The sequence below is a fragment of the Streptomyces sp. NPDC059874 genome, from assembly GCF_042731135.1.
GTDB lineage: Bacteria > Actinomycetota > Actinomycetes > Streptomycetales > Streptomycetaceae > Streptomyces.
On sequence record NZ_JBHWJY010000133.1, the window covers coordinates 1 to 14452 of the forward strand.

Genomic DNA, 14452 nt, shown 5'->3' on the forward strand with positions numbered 1-14452 from the left:
CCCCCAGACCCCCGCTCCTCAAACGCCGGAGGGGCTGGAGTTTCCGTCCGGGGGGCTGGATGCGCGGGGGTACGGGGGCGGAGCCCCCGCGGGGCGCGGGGTGGGGCCCCGGGCTCTGGGCCGTACCCCGCGGGCCTCAGGACGTACGGGACGCGTACCGCAGGGTGTCGGCCCCCGCCAGTAGGGTGTTGGCATGGCCGACCCTTCCAGTTACCGACCCAAGCCGGGACAGATCCCCGACTCCCCCGGGGTGTACAGGTTCCGCGACGAGCACCGCCGGGTGATCTACGTCGGGAAGGCCAAGAGCCTGCGCCAACGCCTGGCCAACTACTTCCAGGACCTCGCCGGCCTGCACCCCCGTACCGCCACCATGGTGACCACGGCCGCCTCCGTCGAGTGGACCGTGGTGTCCACCGAGGTCGAGGCGCTGCAGCTGGAGTACTCCTGGATCAAGGAGTTCGACCCCCGGTTCAACGTCAAGTACCGGGACGACAAGAGCTACCCCTCCCTCGCCGTCACCATGAACGAGGAGTACCCGCGCGTCCAGGTCATGCGCGGCCCCAAGAAGAAGGGCGTGCGCTACTTCGGTCCGTACGGGCACGCCTGGGCGATCCGCGAGACCGTCGACCTGATGCTCCGGGTGTTCCCGGTGCGGACGTGTTCCGCGGGCGTGTTCAAGCGCTCCGCGCAGATCGGCCGGCCCTGCCTGCTCGGCTACATCGGCAAGTGCTCCGCGCCCTGCGTCGGCCGGGTCACCCCCGAGGAGCACCGGGAACTGGCCGAGGACTTCTGCGACTTCATGGCCGGCCGCACCGGCACCTACCTCTCCCGCCTGGAGAAGGAGATGCACGAGGCGGCCGAGGAGATGGAGTACGAGAAGGCCGCCCGGCTGCGCGACGACATAGGGGCGCTGCGCCGGGCCATGGAGAAGAACGCCGTGGTGCTCGCCGACGCCACCGACGCCGACCTGATCGCGGTCGCCGAGGACGAGCTCGAAGCCGCCGTGCAGATCTTCCACGTCCGCGGCGGACGGGTCCGCGGCCAGCGCGGCTGGGTCACCGACAAGGTCGAGGCCGTCGACACCGCCGGGCTCGTCGAGCACGCCCTCCAGCAGCTCTACGGGGAGGAGAGCGGCGAGAGCGTGCCCAAGGAGGTGCTGGTCCCGGCGCTGCCCGAGGACACCCCGGCGCTGAGCCAGTGGCTCGCCGAGCGGCGCGGCTCCCAGGTCAGCCTGCGGATTCCGCAGCGCGGCGACAAGAAGTCGCTGATGGAGACCGTCCACCGCAACGCCGTGCAGTCCCTCGCCCTGCACAAGACCAAGCGCGCCGGTGACCTGACCACCCGCTCCCGGGCCCTGGAGGAGATCGCCGAGGCGCTGGAGCTGGACAGCGCCCCGCTGCGCATCGAGTGCTTCGACATCTCGCACCTCCAGGGCGACGACGTGGTCGCGTCGATGGTCGTCTTCGAGGACGGCCTGGCGCGGAAGAGCGAGTACCGCCGATTCCAGATCAAGTCCTTCGAGGGGCAGGACGACGTCCGCTCCATGCACGAGGTGGTCTCCCGGCGCTTCCGCCGCTACCTCCAGGAGAAGCTGAAGACCGGCGAGTGGGATGCGGAGGGCGGGGAGGTCCCCGAGGAGGACGACGGGCGGCCCAAGCGTTTCGCCTACCCGCCCCAGCTCGTCGTGGTCGACGGCGGGCAGCCGCAGGTCGCCGCCGCCAAGCGGGCCCTGGAGGAGCTCGGGGTCGACGACGTCGCCGTGTGCGGCCTGGCCAAGCGGCTGGAGGAGGTCTGGCTGCCCGGTGAGGACGACCCGGTCGTGCTGCCCCGGACCAGCGAAGGCCTGTACCTGCTCCAGCGGGTCCGTGACGAAGCCCACCGCTTCGCCATCCAGTACCAGCGCAACAAGCGCGGAAAGCGCCTGAAGTCCGGGCCGCTGGACGAGGTGCCCGGCCTCGGTGAGAGCCGCAAGCTGGCCCTGGTCAAGCACTTCGGTTCGGTGAAGAAGCTGAGACAGGCGACAATCGACCAGATCTGCGAGGTCCCGGGCATAGGCCGCAAGACGGCCGAGACCGTGGCCGCGGCGCTCGCGGCCGCTGTCCCCGCCGGTCCTGCCGTCAACACGGCAACAGGAGAGATCATGGAGGACGAGACCCCCGCGCCAGCGGGATCGTCGTCCGATCGGGGGACCGAGCAATGACCGAGCACGAGACCACCCACGAGACCGCAGCCGAGACCGCAGCCGAGACCGCAGCCGAGACCACGCACGAGAGCATGCACGACCGAGACGGAGCACAGGTGAGTACGGGCACGACAGTGGAGCCCGGCGAGACCGCCGAGGCGGCCATCCCCGAGCTGGTGATCATCTCCGGGATGTCCGGGGCCGGCCGCAGTACGGCGGCCAAGTGTCTGGAGGACCTCGGCTGGTTCGTCGTCGACAACCTCCCGCCGGCGCTGATCCCCACCATGGTGGAGTTGGGCGCCCGCTCCCAGGGCAACGTGGCGCGCATCGCCGTCGTCGTCGACGTCCGCGGCCGCCAGTTCTTCGACGCCCTGCGCGAGTCCCTCGCCGACCTCGACAGCCGCGGCGTCACCCGCCGCATCGTCTTCCTGGAGTCCTCGGACGACGCGCTGGTCCGCCGCTTCGAGTCGGTGCGCCGCCCGCACCCGCTCCAGGGCGATGGGCGCATCACCGACGGCATCGCCGCCGAGCGCGACCTGCTGCGCGAGCTGCGCGGCGACGCCGACCTGGTGATCGACACCTCCAGCCTGAACGTGCACGAACTGCGCGCCAAGATGGACGCCCAGTTCGCCGGCGACGAGGAGCCCGAGCTGCGGGCCACGGTCATGTCCTTCGGCTTCAAGTACGGCCTGCCCGTCGACGCCGACCTCGTCGTGGACTGCCGGTTCATCCCCAACCCGCACTGGGTCCCGGAGCTGCGCCCCTTCACCGGGCTCAACGAGGAGGTGTCGGGGTACGTCTTCAGCCAGCCCGGCGCCAAGGAGTTCCTCGACCGGTACACCGAGCTGCTCCAGCTCATCGCCACCGGCTACCGTCGCGAGGGCAAGCGGTACGTGACCATCGCGGTCGGCTGCACCGGCGGCAAGCACCGCAGCGTGGCCATGTCCGAGAAGCTCGCCGCCCGTCTCGCCTCCGAGGGAGTCGAGACCGTCGTCGTCCACAGGGACATGGGGCGCGAGTGACCGCACGGACCCCGCGGCTGAGCCGCCTGCGCCGCCTCGCCCCCCCTCGGGGCGAGGAGGGCGCACGCCGTTCCGGCCGCCGGCGCGGCGCCACGCCCAAGGTGGTCGCGCTCGGCGGCGGCCAGGGCCTGTCGGCCTCCCTCGCCGCCCTGCGCCCCATCACCGGTGACCTCACCGCCGTGGTCACCGTCGCCGACGACGGCGGCTCCAGCGGCCGGCTCCGCGAGGAGCTCGGCGTGCTGCCGCCCGGCGATCTCCGCAAGGCGCTGGCGGCGCTGTGCGGGGACGACGACTGGGGCCAGACCTGGTCCCGCGTCATCCAGCACCGCTTCCAGTCCGAGGGTGACCTGCACGGGCACGCCGTCGGCAACCTGCTGATCGTCGCCCTGTGGGAACAGCTCGGCGACCCCGTCCAGGCCCTCGACCTGGTCGGGAAGCTGCTCGGCGCGCAGGGCCGGGTGCTGCCGATGTCGGCGGTGCCGCTGGAGCTCCAGGCCCTGGTCAGGGGCCACGATCCGGCGCGCCCCGAGTACGTGGACACCGTCCGCGGGCAGGCCACGGTGGCCCTCACCCCCGGCGAGGTGCTCTCCGTGCAGGTCGTGCCGAGCGACCCGCCGGCCGTGCCGGAGGCCGTCGCGGCGGTGCTGGACGCCGACTGGGTGGTGCTCGGGCCGGGGTCCTGGTTCTCCTCCGTGATCCCGCACCTGCTGGTGCCGGAACTGCTCGACGCACTGGTCGAGACGAAGGCCCGACGGGTCCTCTCGCTGAACCTCGCGCCGCAGCCCGGCGAAACAGAGGGCTTCTCTCCGCAGCGTCATTTGGAGGTTTTGGCCCGACACGCCCCTAAACTCGCCCTGGACGTGGTGCTGGCCGACGAGGCCGCCGTGCCCGACCGCGAGTCCCTCGCCGATGCCGCAAAACGGTTCGGCGCCGCGGTCGAGCTGGCGCCGGTGGCCAGGCAGGACGGCTCTCCGAAGCACGACCCGGAGCTGCTGGCCGCCGCGTACGACCGTATTTTTCGGATGCATGGAAGGATCGGCCCATGGCGATGACGCCCGCGGTGAAGGATGAGATTTCCCGCCTGCCCGTCACCCGGACCTGCTGCAGGAAGGCGGAGGTCTCGGCGATTCTTCGGTTCGCGGGCGGCCTCCACCTGGTGAGCGGCCGCATCGTCATCGAGGCGGAGCTGGACACCGGGATCGCGGCCAGGCGCCTGCGCAAGGACATTCTGGAGATCTTCGGGCACTCCTCGGACCTGGTGGTCATGGCTCCCGGCGGCCTGCGCCGCGGCAGCCGCTACGTGGTCCGCGTCGTGGCCGGGGGTGACCAGCTGGCACGCCAGACGGGCCTCGTGGACGGCCGCGGCCGCCCGATCCGAGGTCTTCCCCCGCAGGTGGTCTCCGGGGCCACCTGTGACGCCGAGGCGGCCTGGCGCGGCGCGTTCCTGGCCCACGGCTCGCTCACCGAGCCGGGCAGGTCCTCCTCCCTGGAGGTCACCTGCCCCGGCCCGGAAGCCGCCCTGGCCCTGGTGGGCGCCGCCCGCAGGCTCTCCATCGCCGCCAAGGCGCGCGAGGTGCGCGGAGTGGACCGGGTCGTGGTCCGCGACGGCGACGCGATCGGCGCCCTGCTGACCCGGCTCGGCGCGCACGAATCGGTGCTGGCCTGGGAGGAGCGCCGGATGCGGCGCGAGGTGCGGGCCACCGCCAACCGCCTCGCCAACTTCGACGACGCCAACCTGCGCCGCTCGGCGCGGGCCGCCGTGGCCGCCGGAGCCCGAGTGCAGCGCGCGCTGGAGATCCTCGGCGAGGAGGTCCCCGAGCACCTCGCCGCGGCCGGCCGGCTGCGGATGGAGCACAAGCAGGCCTCCCTGGAGGAGTTGGGCGCGCTCGCCGACCCGCCGCTGACCAAGGACGCGGTCGCGGGCCGGATCCGCCGCCTGCTGGCGATGGCCGACAAGCGCGCCCAGGACCTCGGCATCCCGGGCACCGAGTCGAACCTCGACCTCAGCGATGAACTGGCCGACAATATGGCCGGCTAGTCCGCCCGTACGGCGAATGGGGGCCCTCACGATCACTCGTGAGGGCCCTTTCCCGTCCTGGCCCGGTACGCCCCATTGACATGAGCATGGGCTGATCGTGAGCCTGTCGTCCGAACGCTTTCGTGGCTGACGACGCCCAGGGGGGCACATGAGGCACCGCGCGAGATCGATCCTCGCCGCAAGCGCACTCGTCTTCGGAACCACACTCGCCGCGCTGCCCGCGGTGGCCCAGCAGCAGTCCGGCTCCGCGCCCGCCGCCGACGAGGTGCGGGTCTACGACGCCGACATCACCCGGGAACAGGTCCCGCTCGTCCTCGCCACCGGCCAGGACGCCCACGAGCTCGCCGAGCGCGCCCCGGAAACCGGGACCGCCCACGTCGAGCTCTTCCTCACCGGCGCCCAGGCCAAGGAGCTCGGCGCCCAGGGCGTCAAGCTCGCCGAGCGCAAGGTCGCGGCCGAGGGCCTGGCCCGGGCCAAGGCCGCCGGAGACGGGGTGTTCCGCCCGTACAGCGGCAAGGGCGGCCTCCAGGAGGAGATCCTGCGCACGGCCCAGGAGAACCCCGGGCTCACCAAGGTCGTCTCCATCGGCAAGACCGTCCAGGGCAAGGACATCCTCGCCCTCAAGGTCACCAAGAACGCCAAGAAGACCAAGGACGGCGACAAGCCCTCCGTGCTCTACATGTCCAACCAGCACGCCCGTGAGTGGATCACCCCCGAGATGACCCGGCGGCTGATGCACCACACGCTCGACAACTACGGCAAGGACCAGCGGATCACCAAGCTGGTCGACTCCACCGAGCTGTGGTTCCTGCTCTCCGCCAACCCGGACGGGTACGACTACACGCACGCGCCCGAGGGCCAACGACTGTGGCGCAAGAACCTGCGCGACAACAACGGCGACGGCAAGGTCACCACCGGCGACGGCGTCGACCTCAACCGCAACTTCGCCTTCAAGTGGGGCTACGACAACGAGGGCTCCTCGCCGAACCAGGCCGGCGAGACCTACCGCGGCCCGAACGCCTCCTCCGAGCCCGAGACCGTCGCCCTCGACGCCTTCGAGAAGCGCATCGGCTTCGAGTACGCCGTCAACTACCACTCCGCCGCCGAGCTGATCCTCTACGGCGTGGGCTGGCAGGTCGCCACCCCGACGCCCGACGACGTCGCCTACAAGGCGCTCGCCGGCACCCCGGAGAACCCCGCCGTCCCCGGCTACTACCCGCAGGTCTCCTCCGAGCTCTACACCACCAACGGCGAGGCCGACGGGCACGCCTCCAACGTCAACGGCATCATGATGTTCACGCCGGAGATGACCACCTGCCAGACGGCCTCCGCGATCGACCCGAACGACCAGTGGAAGCCCGAGGACTGCGCCTCCGGCTTCAACTTCCCGGACGACGAGAAGCTCATCCAGGCAGAGTTCGCCAAGAACATCCCCTTCGCCCTCACGGTCGGCGAGAGCGCCGCGCACCCCGACCGCCCGGCGTCGGCCGTGGGACTGAGCGCCGCGGACTTCACCCTGGACCCCTTCACCACCTCCTACGCGGCCCGTGGCCAGGACCAGACGGTCTCCGTCACGGCCCGCAAGTCGCTGAAGGACAAGGAGCTCAACTTCCGGATCAACGGCGGTCGCACGCACGACGAGGACCTGGAGCCCTGGAAGGGCGGCGAGGTCTACGGCGGCGACGACAACAACTGGTTCGACGAGTACCGGGCCGAGGTCGACGGCGCCAAGCCCGGCGACAAGGTCGAGGTCTGGTTCACCGGTCGCGACCGCTCCGGCAAGAAGGTCTCCAGCGAGCACTTCACCTACACGGTGGCCGAGCGGCCGCGCGCGGACGTGCTGGTGATCGCCGAGGAGGGCGCGCAGGCCCAGCACGCGCAGGCGTACGTCGACGCCCTGCGCGCCAACGGCAGGTCCGCGGCGGTCTGGGACGTCGCCGTCCAGGGCGCCCCGCACCACCTCGGAGTGCTCTCCCACTTCGGTACGGCCTTCCACTACACCGGGGCCAAGACCCCCGGCGGCGACACGCAATTGGCCGTGCGCGACTTCCTGAACGAGGGCGGCAAGCTGATCGAGGCCGGTGAGCTGGCGGGCGGCAACGCCCAGGTCGGCCGCGCCGTGACCAACGACTTCAGCCAGTACTGGCTCGGCGCCTACGGCCGTACGACCGCCGCCGGCGCGACCGGTTTCGCCGGAGCCGGCTCCCTCGGCGGTGCGCAGGGCGCCCTCGGCGACGCCGCGGGCAACCCGCTGAACGCCCCCGGCTCCTACACCGTCACCTCCGAGACCCTGGCTCCCGCGCAGTTCCCGCAGTTCAAGAGCGCGCAGGCGGGTCGGTTCGCCGGGGTCGTGAACCCGTACGCCCCCTACGCGGGGACCCAGATGGCGTCGGCCCTGCACGCCGACGACGACTGGAAGCGCCTCGTGCGCACGATCGACCTGACCGGTGTCTCCGCGGCCGACAAGCCGCAGCTGAAGCTCGCCCTGAGCTGGAACGTCGAGGAGGGCTACGACCACGCCGCGCTGGAGGCGCACACGGTCGGGGCGGACGACTGGACCACCCTGCCGGACGCGGGCGGCCTGACCGGCACGGCGGTTCCGGAGGAGTGCGGGGCCGGATTCTTCATCAACGGCCACCCGTTCCTGCGCCACTACCTCACCCTGGACGGCGGCGGCTGCACCCCGCAGGGCAGCAGCGGCTCGTGGAACACCTTCACGGCCTCCTCCGGCGGCTGGAAGCAGGTCTCCTTCGACCTGAGCGCCTACGCGGGCAAGAGCGTGGAGGTCTCCCTCTCCTACATCACCGACGGAGGAGCGGGCGGACGAGGCGTCTTCGCGGACGAGGCTCGGCTGTCCGTGGGCGGAGTGGACCAGACCACTGACGGTTTCGAGACCTCTCTCGGAGCCTGGACCGCCCAGGGCGCGCCCGCCGGAAGCCCTGAAGTTCCGGGCGATTGGTCCCGGTCCGGCGAGCTGTTCAAGTCCTACGCTGCGGTCACTACGCGTGACTCCGTGCTCCTCGGCTTCGGCCTGGAACACCTGCCGGCCGCCGCCGACCGCACCCTACTCGTCGGTAAGGCGCTTCGAGCGCTGAACCGCTGACCAGCACCCCCGTACCGTCGTCACCCTGAGTGACGGGGGCCAAAGTCCCCCGGGGCCCTTTCCGGAGCGTCAGGCACGGGCCCCGGGGCGTGTCAGCTCTCGATCGATGTCACTCAAAAGCTCACGGAGAGGTAGGGTCGTAAGCGGTCGGGGACATCCCATTTCAACTCGCCGGCGCTCTTACCGGCGCACCAACGAGGAGATCGGTTCGTGACGATCCGCGTAGGCATCAATGGTTTTGGCCGAATTGGCCGTAACTACTTCCGGGCGCTCCTGGAGCAGGGAGCGGACATCGAGATCGTCGGTGTCAACGACCTGACTGACAACGCCACCCTGGTGCACCTTCTCAAGTACGACACGATCCTGGGCCGCCTCAAGGCCGAGGTCTCCCACACCGACGACACCATCACCGTCGGCGGCAACACCTTCAAGACCTTTGCCGAGCGCGACCCCGCGAACCTCCCCTGGGGCGAGCTGGGTGCGGACATCGTCATCGAGTCCACCGGCATCTTCACCAAGAAGGCCGACGCCGCGAAGCACATCGCCGCCGGCGCGAAGAAGGTCCTCATCTCGGCTCCGGCCAAGGACGAGGACATCACCATTGTGATGGGCGTCAACCAGGACAAGTACGACGCGGCCAACCACCACGTCATCTCCAACGCCTCCTGCACCACCAACTGCGTGGCGCCGATGGCCAAGGTCCTCCTGGAGAACTTCGGCATCGTCAAGGGCATGATGACGACGGTCCACGCCTACACGAACGACCAGCGCATCCTCGACTTCCCGCACTCGGACCTGCGCCGCGCCCGCGCCGCCGCCGAGAACATCATCCCGACCACCACCGGTGCCGCCAAGGCCACCGCCCTGGTGATCCCGGAGCTGGCGGGCAAGCTCGACGGCATCGCGATGCGCGTCCCGGTCCCCACCGGTTCCGTGACCGACCTGGTCATCGAGCTGGAGCGCGAGGTGACCAAGGACGAGGTCAACAACGCCTTCCAGAAGGCCGCCGAGGGCCAGCTGAAGGGCATCCTGGACTACACCGAGGACGCGATCGTCTCCTCCGACATCGTGAACTGGCCCGCCTCCTGCACCTTCGACTCCTCCCTGACCATGGTCCAGGGCAAGAGCGTCAAGGTCGTCGGCTGGTACGACAACGAGTGGGGCTACTCCAACCGTCTCGTCGACCTGACCGTCTTCGTCGGCGGTCAGCTCTAAGAACGTAGGGCAAGGCAGCAGCACGATGTGAGCACAGGGTCCGTGACAGCGCGATGGTGCGCCGTACGGGCCCTGTCGCTTGTCTCGTACCCTCTTCTCGCCCGGTGGGCCCTACGCCCCGCACGGGAACAAGGAGTAGAAACACATGAAGACGATCGACGAACTTCTCGCCGAGGGCGTGGCCGGCAAGCGGGTCTTCGTCCGCGCCGACCTGAACGTGCCGCTTGCGAACGGTGAGATCACCGATGACGGCCGCATCCGCGCCGTCCAGCCGACCATCGCGAAGCTCGCCGAAGCCGGCGCCCGCGTGGTCGTCGCCTCGCACCTGGGCCGCCCCAAGGGCGCCCCGGACCCGGCGTTCTCGCTCGCCCCCGCCGCCAAGCGGCTGGGCGAACTGCTCGCCGCGGACGTCGCGTTCGCCACCGACACGGTCGGCGACTCCGCCAAGGCCACCGTCGCCGCCCTCGCCGACGGCAAGGTCGCCGTCATCGAGAACCTGCGCTTCAACGCCGGCGAGACCTCGAAGGACGACGCCGAGCGCGGAGCCTTCGCCGACCAGCTCGCCGAGCTGGCCGACGTCTACGTGGGCGACGGGTTCGGCGCCGTCCACCGCAAGCACGCCTCGGTCTTCGACCTGCCCGCGCGCCTCCCGCACGCGGCCGGCTACCTCATCGCCACCGAGGTCGGCGTCCTGAAGAAGCTCACCGCCGAGGTCGAGCGCCCGTACGTGGTCGTGCTCGGCGGCGCCAAGGTCTCCGACAAGCTCGCCGTCATCGACGAGCTGCTCGGCAAGGCCGACCGCATCCTCATCGGCGGCGGCATGGCGTACACCTTCCTCAAGGCCCTGGGCCACGAGGTCGGCATCTCCCTCCTCCAGGAGGACCAGATCCCGAAGGTGACCGAGTACATGAAGCGGGCCAAGGAGACCGGCGTCGAGCTGGTCCTCCCGGTCGACGTGCTGGTCTCCAAGGACTTCCCCGACCTCAAGGGCAAGACCCCCGCGGACTTCGAGACGGTCGCCGTGGACGGGATCCCCGCCGACAAGGAGGGCCTGGACATCGGCCCGAAGACCCGTGAGCTGTACGCCTCGAAGATCGCCGACGCCAAGACCGTCTTCTGGAACGGTCCGGTCGGCGTCTTCGAGCACCCCGACTACGCGGGCGGTACCACCGCCATCGCGCAGGCCCTCGTCGACAGCAGCGCCTTCACCGTGGTCGGCGGTGGCGACAGCGCCGCGGCGGTCCGCATCCTGGGCTTCGACGAGAATGCCTTCGGGCACATTTCCACCGGTGGTGGCGCCTCCCTCGAATACCTCGAAGGCAAGACGCTCCCCGGCCTCGCCGCCCTGGAGGGCTGAACACACATGACCGCCCCTGTAACCGGACGCACCCCGCTGATGGCGGGCAACTGGAAGATGAACCTCAACCACCTGGAGGCCATCGCCCACGTCCAGAAGCTCGCCTTCGCCCTCGCCGACAAGGACTACGACGCCGTCGAGGTCGCGGTCCTGCCGCCCTTCGTCGACCTGCGTTCGGTCCAGACCCTGGTCGACGGCGACAAGCTGAAGATCAAGTACGGCGCCCAGGACATCTCCGCGCACGACTCCGGTGCCTACACCGGCGAGATCTCCGGCTCGATGCTCGCCAAGCTGAAGTGCACGTTCGTGGCCGTCGGCCACAGCGAGCGCCGCCAGTACCACGGCGAGAACGACGAGATCTGCAACGCCAAGGTCAAGGCCGCCTACAAGCACGGGCTCACCCCGATCCTGTGCGTCGGCGAGGGCCTGGACATCCGCAAGGCCGGCCAGCAGGTCCAGTTCACGCTGGCGCAGCTCGACGGCGGCCTCAAGGACATCCCGGCCGAGCAGGTCGAGTCCATCGTGATCGCCTACGAGCCCGTGTGGGCCATCGGGACCGGCGAGGTCGCCACCCCCGAGGACGCCCAGGAGGTCTGCGGGGCGATCCGCGGCCGTCTCGCGGAGCTGTACTCGCAGGAGTTGGCCGACAAGGTCCGCATCCAGTACGGCGGCTCGGTGAAGTCCGGGAACATCGCGGCGATCATGGCCCAGCCCGACGTCGACGGCGCCCTGATCGGCGGCGCGGCGCTGGACGCGGACGAGTTCGTCAAGATCGTCCGCTTCCGCGACCAGTGAGTATGCGGTAGGGCCGATCCGTCGTACCCTTGCGGGGGCCAGGGGCTGAACCATCAGCACTGGCCCCCGCGCACGTCCCGCAAAGCCGGAAAGCCAGTAAAGCCAGAAAGTAGGAATCAGCCGTGATTATGGGGTTCTCGATCGCCCTGATCGTCTTCAGCGCCCTGCTGATGCTGCTCGTGCTGATGCACAAGGGCAAGGGCGGCGGCCTTTCCGACATGTTCGGCGGCGGAATGCAGTCGTCGGTCGGGGGTTCCTCCGTCGCGGAGCGCAACCTGGACCGCATCACCGTCGTCGTCGGTCTGCTGTGGTTCGCGTGCATCATCGCCCTCGGCCTGCTGATGAAGTCGAGCGGCTGACCGTTCTGGCCAACCGGCAGTAGGGTCGGCGAAGCCCGGCCTATCATGAGGTCCTGCGCCTTGGATGCGGAACGAGTTATTCTGCTCCCCCCACCTGAGGGGACGATCCCGTGAGTTGGGCTCTACGTACCCGGGGCGCTTCAGCAGAAATGCCCTCATGCCTGGCGGCACCATCACGCAGGGGAGTTACGACCGTGGCAAGTGGCAACGCGATCCGTGGTAGCCGGGTCGGCGCGGGGCCGATGGGTGAGGCCGAGCGCGGCGAGTCCGCGCCCCGCCTGCGCATCTCCTTCTGGTGCTCGAACGGGCACGAGACGCAGCCGAGCTTCGCCAGTGACGCGCAGGTGCCGGACACCTGGGACTGCCCGCGCTGCGGGTTCCCGGCCGGCCAGGACCGCGACAACCCGCCGGCGCCGCCGCGCACCGAACCGTACAAGACGCACCTGGCGTACGTACGGGAGCGCCGAACGGACGCCGATGGCGAGGCCATCCTCGCGGAGGCGCTCGCCAAACTCCGCGGCGAGATCTGAGAGCCCGCGGCAAGCATGACTTGAGGCCCGGTCACGTAGGAGTCTTCTCCTGCGCGACCGGGCCTCTTTGTGTCGGTTGTGCCGCTTCGCATCCTTTAGGTTGGGACTCGGCGGGGCACGACAGGACGGAAGAAACGGGTTGATGTCCGAGATGAATGCGGAGCGTACGAAGCTGAACCGGACGCCGGAGTGGCTGGCACTCGGCAAGCACCGGGAAGAGTTCGGGCACACGCATCTGCGGGAGCTGTTCGAGGAGAATCCGGGCCGCGGCACCGGCTACACCCTGCGGGTCGGGGACCTGCACATCGACTACTCGAAGCACCTCGTGACCGACGAGACGTTGACGCTGCTCCGCGAACTCGCGGCGGCGACGGGCGTGGCCGAGCTGCGCGAGGCCATGTTCCGCGGCGAGAAGATCAACACGACGGAGGACCGGGCGGTCCTGCACACCGCCCTGCGCGCCCCCGCGGACGCGGTCGTCGAGGTGGACGGCGAGAACGTCGTCCCCGGCGTGCACGCCGTCCTGGACAAGATGGCGGCCTTCTCCGACCAGATCCGGTCGGGGCGGTGGACCGGCTTCACCGGCAAGCGCATCAAGAACGTCGTCAACATCGGCATCGGCGGATCCGACCTCGGTCCGGCGATGGCGTACGAGGCCCTGCGGGCCTTCACCGACCGCGGCCTGACCGTGCGTTTCGTGTCCAACGTGGACGGCGCCGACCTGCACGAGGCCGTACGGGACCTGGACCCGGCCGAGACGCTGTTCATCATCGCCTCCAAGACCTTCACCACCATCGAGACCATCACCAACGCCACTTCGGCGCGCGCGTGGCTGCTGGCCGGCCTCGGCGGCGACCCGGCGGCCGTGGCACGGCACTTCGTGGCGCTGTCGACCAACGCCGAAAAGGTGACGGACTTCGGTATCGATCCGGCCAACATGTTCGAGTTCTGGGACTGGGTCGGCGGCCGCTACTCCTTCGACTCGGCCATCGGCCTCTCGCTGATGATCGCGATCGGCCCGGACGCCTTCCGGGAGCTGCTCGGCGGCTTCCACACCATGGACGAGCACTTCCGCACGGCGCCCGCGGAGGAGAACGCCCCGCTGCTGCTGGGCCTGTTGGGGATCTGGTACGGCGCCTTCTTCGACGCGCAGTCGCACGCGGTGCTCCCGTACAGCCACTACCTCTCGCGGTTCACGGCGTACTTGCAGCAGCTCGACATGGAGTCCAACGGCAAGTCCGTGGACCGGGACGGCAATCCGGTGGAGTGGCAGACGGGCCCGGTGGTCTGGGGCACGCCCGGCACCAACGGACAGCACGCCTACTACCAGCTGATCCACCAGGGCACGCGGGTGATCCCCGCGGACTTCATCGGCTTCGCCCGGCCCGTGGCGGACCTGGAGGCCGGGCCGGCGGCCCAGCACGACCTGCTGATGGCGAACTTCTTCGCGCAGACGCAGGCGCTGGCCTTCGGCAAGACGCCGGAGGAAGTACGGGCGGAGGGCGTCCCGGACGCGCTGGTCCCGCACAAGACCTTCAAGGGCAACCACCCGACGACCACCATCCTCGCGGGCGACCTCACTCCGGCGGTGCTCGGCCAGCTGATCGCCCTGTACGAGCACAAGGTGTTCGTACAGGGCGCGGTGTGGAACATCGACTCCTTCGACCAGTGGGGCGTGGAGCTCGGCAAGGTCCTCGCCAAGCGGGTCGAGCCCGCGCTGACCGAGGGCGCGGACGTGCCGGGGCTGGACGCCTCGACGAAGGCGCTGGTGGCCACGTACCGGGGGCTGCGCGGCCGGAGCTGACGCGACGGGACGAAGGAACGGCCCCGCACCTGCGAAGGTGCGGGGCC

General features: G+C 70.0%; 11 protein-coding genes. All 11 read left to right on the top strand.

The genetic code is table 11. From position 1 onward, the window contains the following. Window positions 1-193 precede the first annotated feature (193 nt). Window positions 194-2200 (top strand): excinuclease ABC subunit UvrC, encoded by a 2007-nt coding sequence (uvrC, locus tag ACFV9H_RS39655; RefSeq protein ID WP_385408557.1) that lies wholly within the window; start codon window positions 194-196, stop codon window positions 2198-2200. Continuing rightward, entirely contained in the window at window positions 2197-3204 is a 1008-nt protein-coding gene (rapZ, locus tag ACFV9H_RS39660) for an RNase adapter RapZ (RefSeq protein WP_385408559.1), read from the top strand. Before uvrC ends, rapZ begins: the two co-directional genes overlap by 4 nt. Then, window positions 3201-4256 (top strand): uridine diphosphate-N-acetylglucosamine-binding protein YvcK, encoded by a 1056-nt coding sequence (yvcK, locus tag ACFV9H_RS39665; protein WP_385408561.1) that lies wholly within the window; start codon window positions 3201-3203, stop codon window positions 4254-4256. Before rapZ ends, yvcK begins: the two co-directional genes overlap by 4 nt. Continuing rightward, the gene (whiA, locus tag ACFV9H_RS39670) at window positions 4247-5242 is read left to right on the top strand and encodes a DNA-binding protein WhiA (RefSeq protein WP_385408563.1); all 996 of its coding nucleotides are present in this window, start codon (window positions 4247-4249) and stop codon (window positions 5240-5242) included. Before yvcK ends, whiA begins: the two co-directional genes overlap by 10 nt. Window positions 5243-5390: 148 nt before the next feature. Next, on the top strand, window positions 5391-8345 hold the full coding sequence (locus ACFV9H_RS39675; RefSeq protein WP_385408565.1) for a M14 family zinc carboxypeptidase: 2955 nt from the start codon (window positions 5391-5393) through the stop codon (window positions 8343-8345). Between the two features lie 210 nt (window positions 8346-8555). Beyond that, a complete protein-coding gene (gap, locus tag ACFV9H_RS39680; RefSeq protein ID WP_385408567.1) occupies window positions 8556-9560 on the top strand; it encodes a type I glyceraldehyde-3-phosphate dehydrogenase in 1005 nt (334 codons plus the stop codon). A gap of 145 nt (window positions 9561-9705) precedes the next feature. Then, window positions 9706-10917 carry a phosphoglycerate kinase gene (locus ACFV9H_RS39685; protein WP_385408569.1) on the top strand — a complete coding sequence of 404 codons (1212 nt, stop codon included), beginning with the start codon at window positions 9706-9708 and terminating at the stop codon, window positions 10915-10917. Window positions 10918-10923: 6 nt separating this feature from the next. Then, window positions 10924-11712, top strand: coding sequence for a triose-phosphate isomerase (tpiA, locus tag ACFV9H_RS39690; RefSeq protein WP_385408571.1), 789 nt, complete (start codon window positions 10924-10926; stop codon window positions 11710-11712). A gap of 128 nt (window positions 11713-11840) precedes the next feature. Continuing rightward, window positions 11841-12071 carry a preprotein translocase subunit SecG gene (gene secG, locus ACFV9H_RS39695; RefSeq protein ID WP_385408573.1) on the top strand — a complete coding sequence of 77 codons (231 nt, stop codon included), beginning with the start codon at window positions 11841-11843 and terminating at the stop codon, window positions 12069-12071. A gap of 194 nt (window positions 12072-12265) precedes the next feature. Continuing rightward, window positions 12266-12601: an RNA polymerase-binding protein RbpA gene (locus ACFV9H_RS39700; RefSeq protein ID WP_007263454.1), complete on the top strand. Its 336-nt coding sequence runs from the start codon at window positions 12266-12268 to the stop codon at window positions 12599-12601. 151 nt (window positions 12602-12752) lie between these two features. Further along, the gene (pgi, locus tag ACFV9H_RS39705) at window positions 12753-14405 is read left to right on the top strand and encodes a glucose-6-phosphate isomerase (RefSeq protein ID WP_385408575.1); all 1653 of its coding nucleotides are present in this window, start codon (window positions 12753-12755) and stop codon (window positions 14403-14405) included. Window positions 14406-14452: the final 47 nt, after the last annotated feature.

What these genes read in the sequence shown, in the direction of transcription:
- uvrC (WP_385408557.1), top strand. Translation starts at nt 194, where the DNA reads ATGGCCGACCCTTCCAGTTACCGACCCAAGCCGGGACAGATCCCCGAC.
- rapZ (WP_385408559.1), top strand. Translation starts at nt 2,197, where the DNA reads ATGACCGAGCACGAGACCACCCACGAGACCGCAGCCGAGACCGCAGCC.
- whiA (WP_385408563.1), top strand. Translation starts at nt 4,247, where the DNA reads ATGGCGATGACGCCCGCGGTGAAGGATGAGATTTCCCGCCTGCCCGTC.
- ACFV9H_RS39675 (WP_385408565.1), top strand. Translation starts at nt 5,391, where the DNA reads ATGAGGCACCGCGCGAGATCGATCCTCGCCGCAAGCGCACTCGTCTTC.
- ACFV9H_RS39685 (WP_385408569.1), top strand. Translation starts at nt 9,706, where the DNA reads ATGAAGACGATCGACGAACTTCTCGCCGAGGGCGTGGCCGGCAAGCGG.
- tpiA (WP_385408571.1), top strand. Translation starts at nt 10,924, where the DNA reads ATGACCGCCCCTGTAACCGGACGCACCCCGCTGATGGCGGGCAACTGG.
- secG (WP_385408573.1), top strand. Translation starts at nt 11,841, where the DNA reads ATGGGGTTCTCGATCGCCCTGATCGTCTTCAGCGCCCTGCTGATGCTG.
- pgi (WP_385408575.1), top strand. Translation starts at nt 12,753, where the DNA reads ATGAATGCGGAGCGTACGAAGCTGAACCGGACGCCGGAGTGGCTGGCA.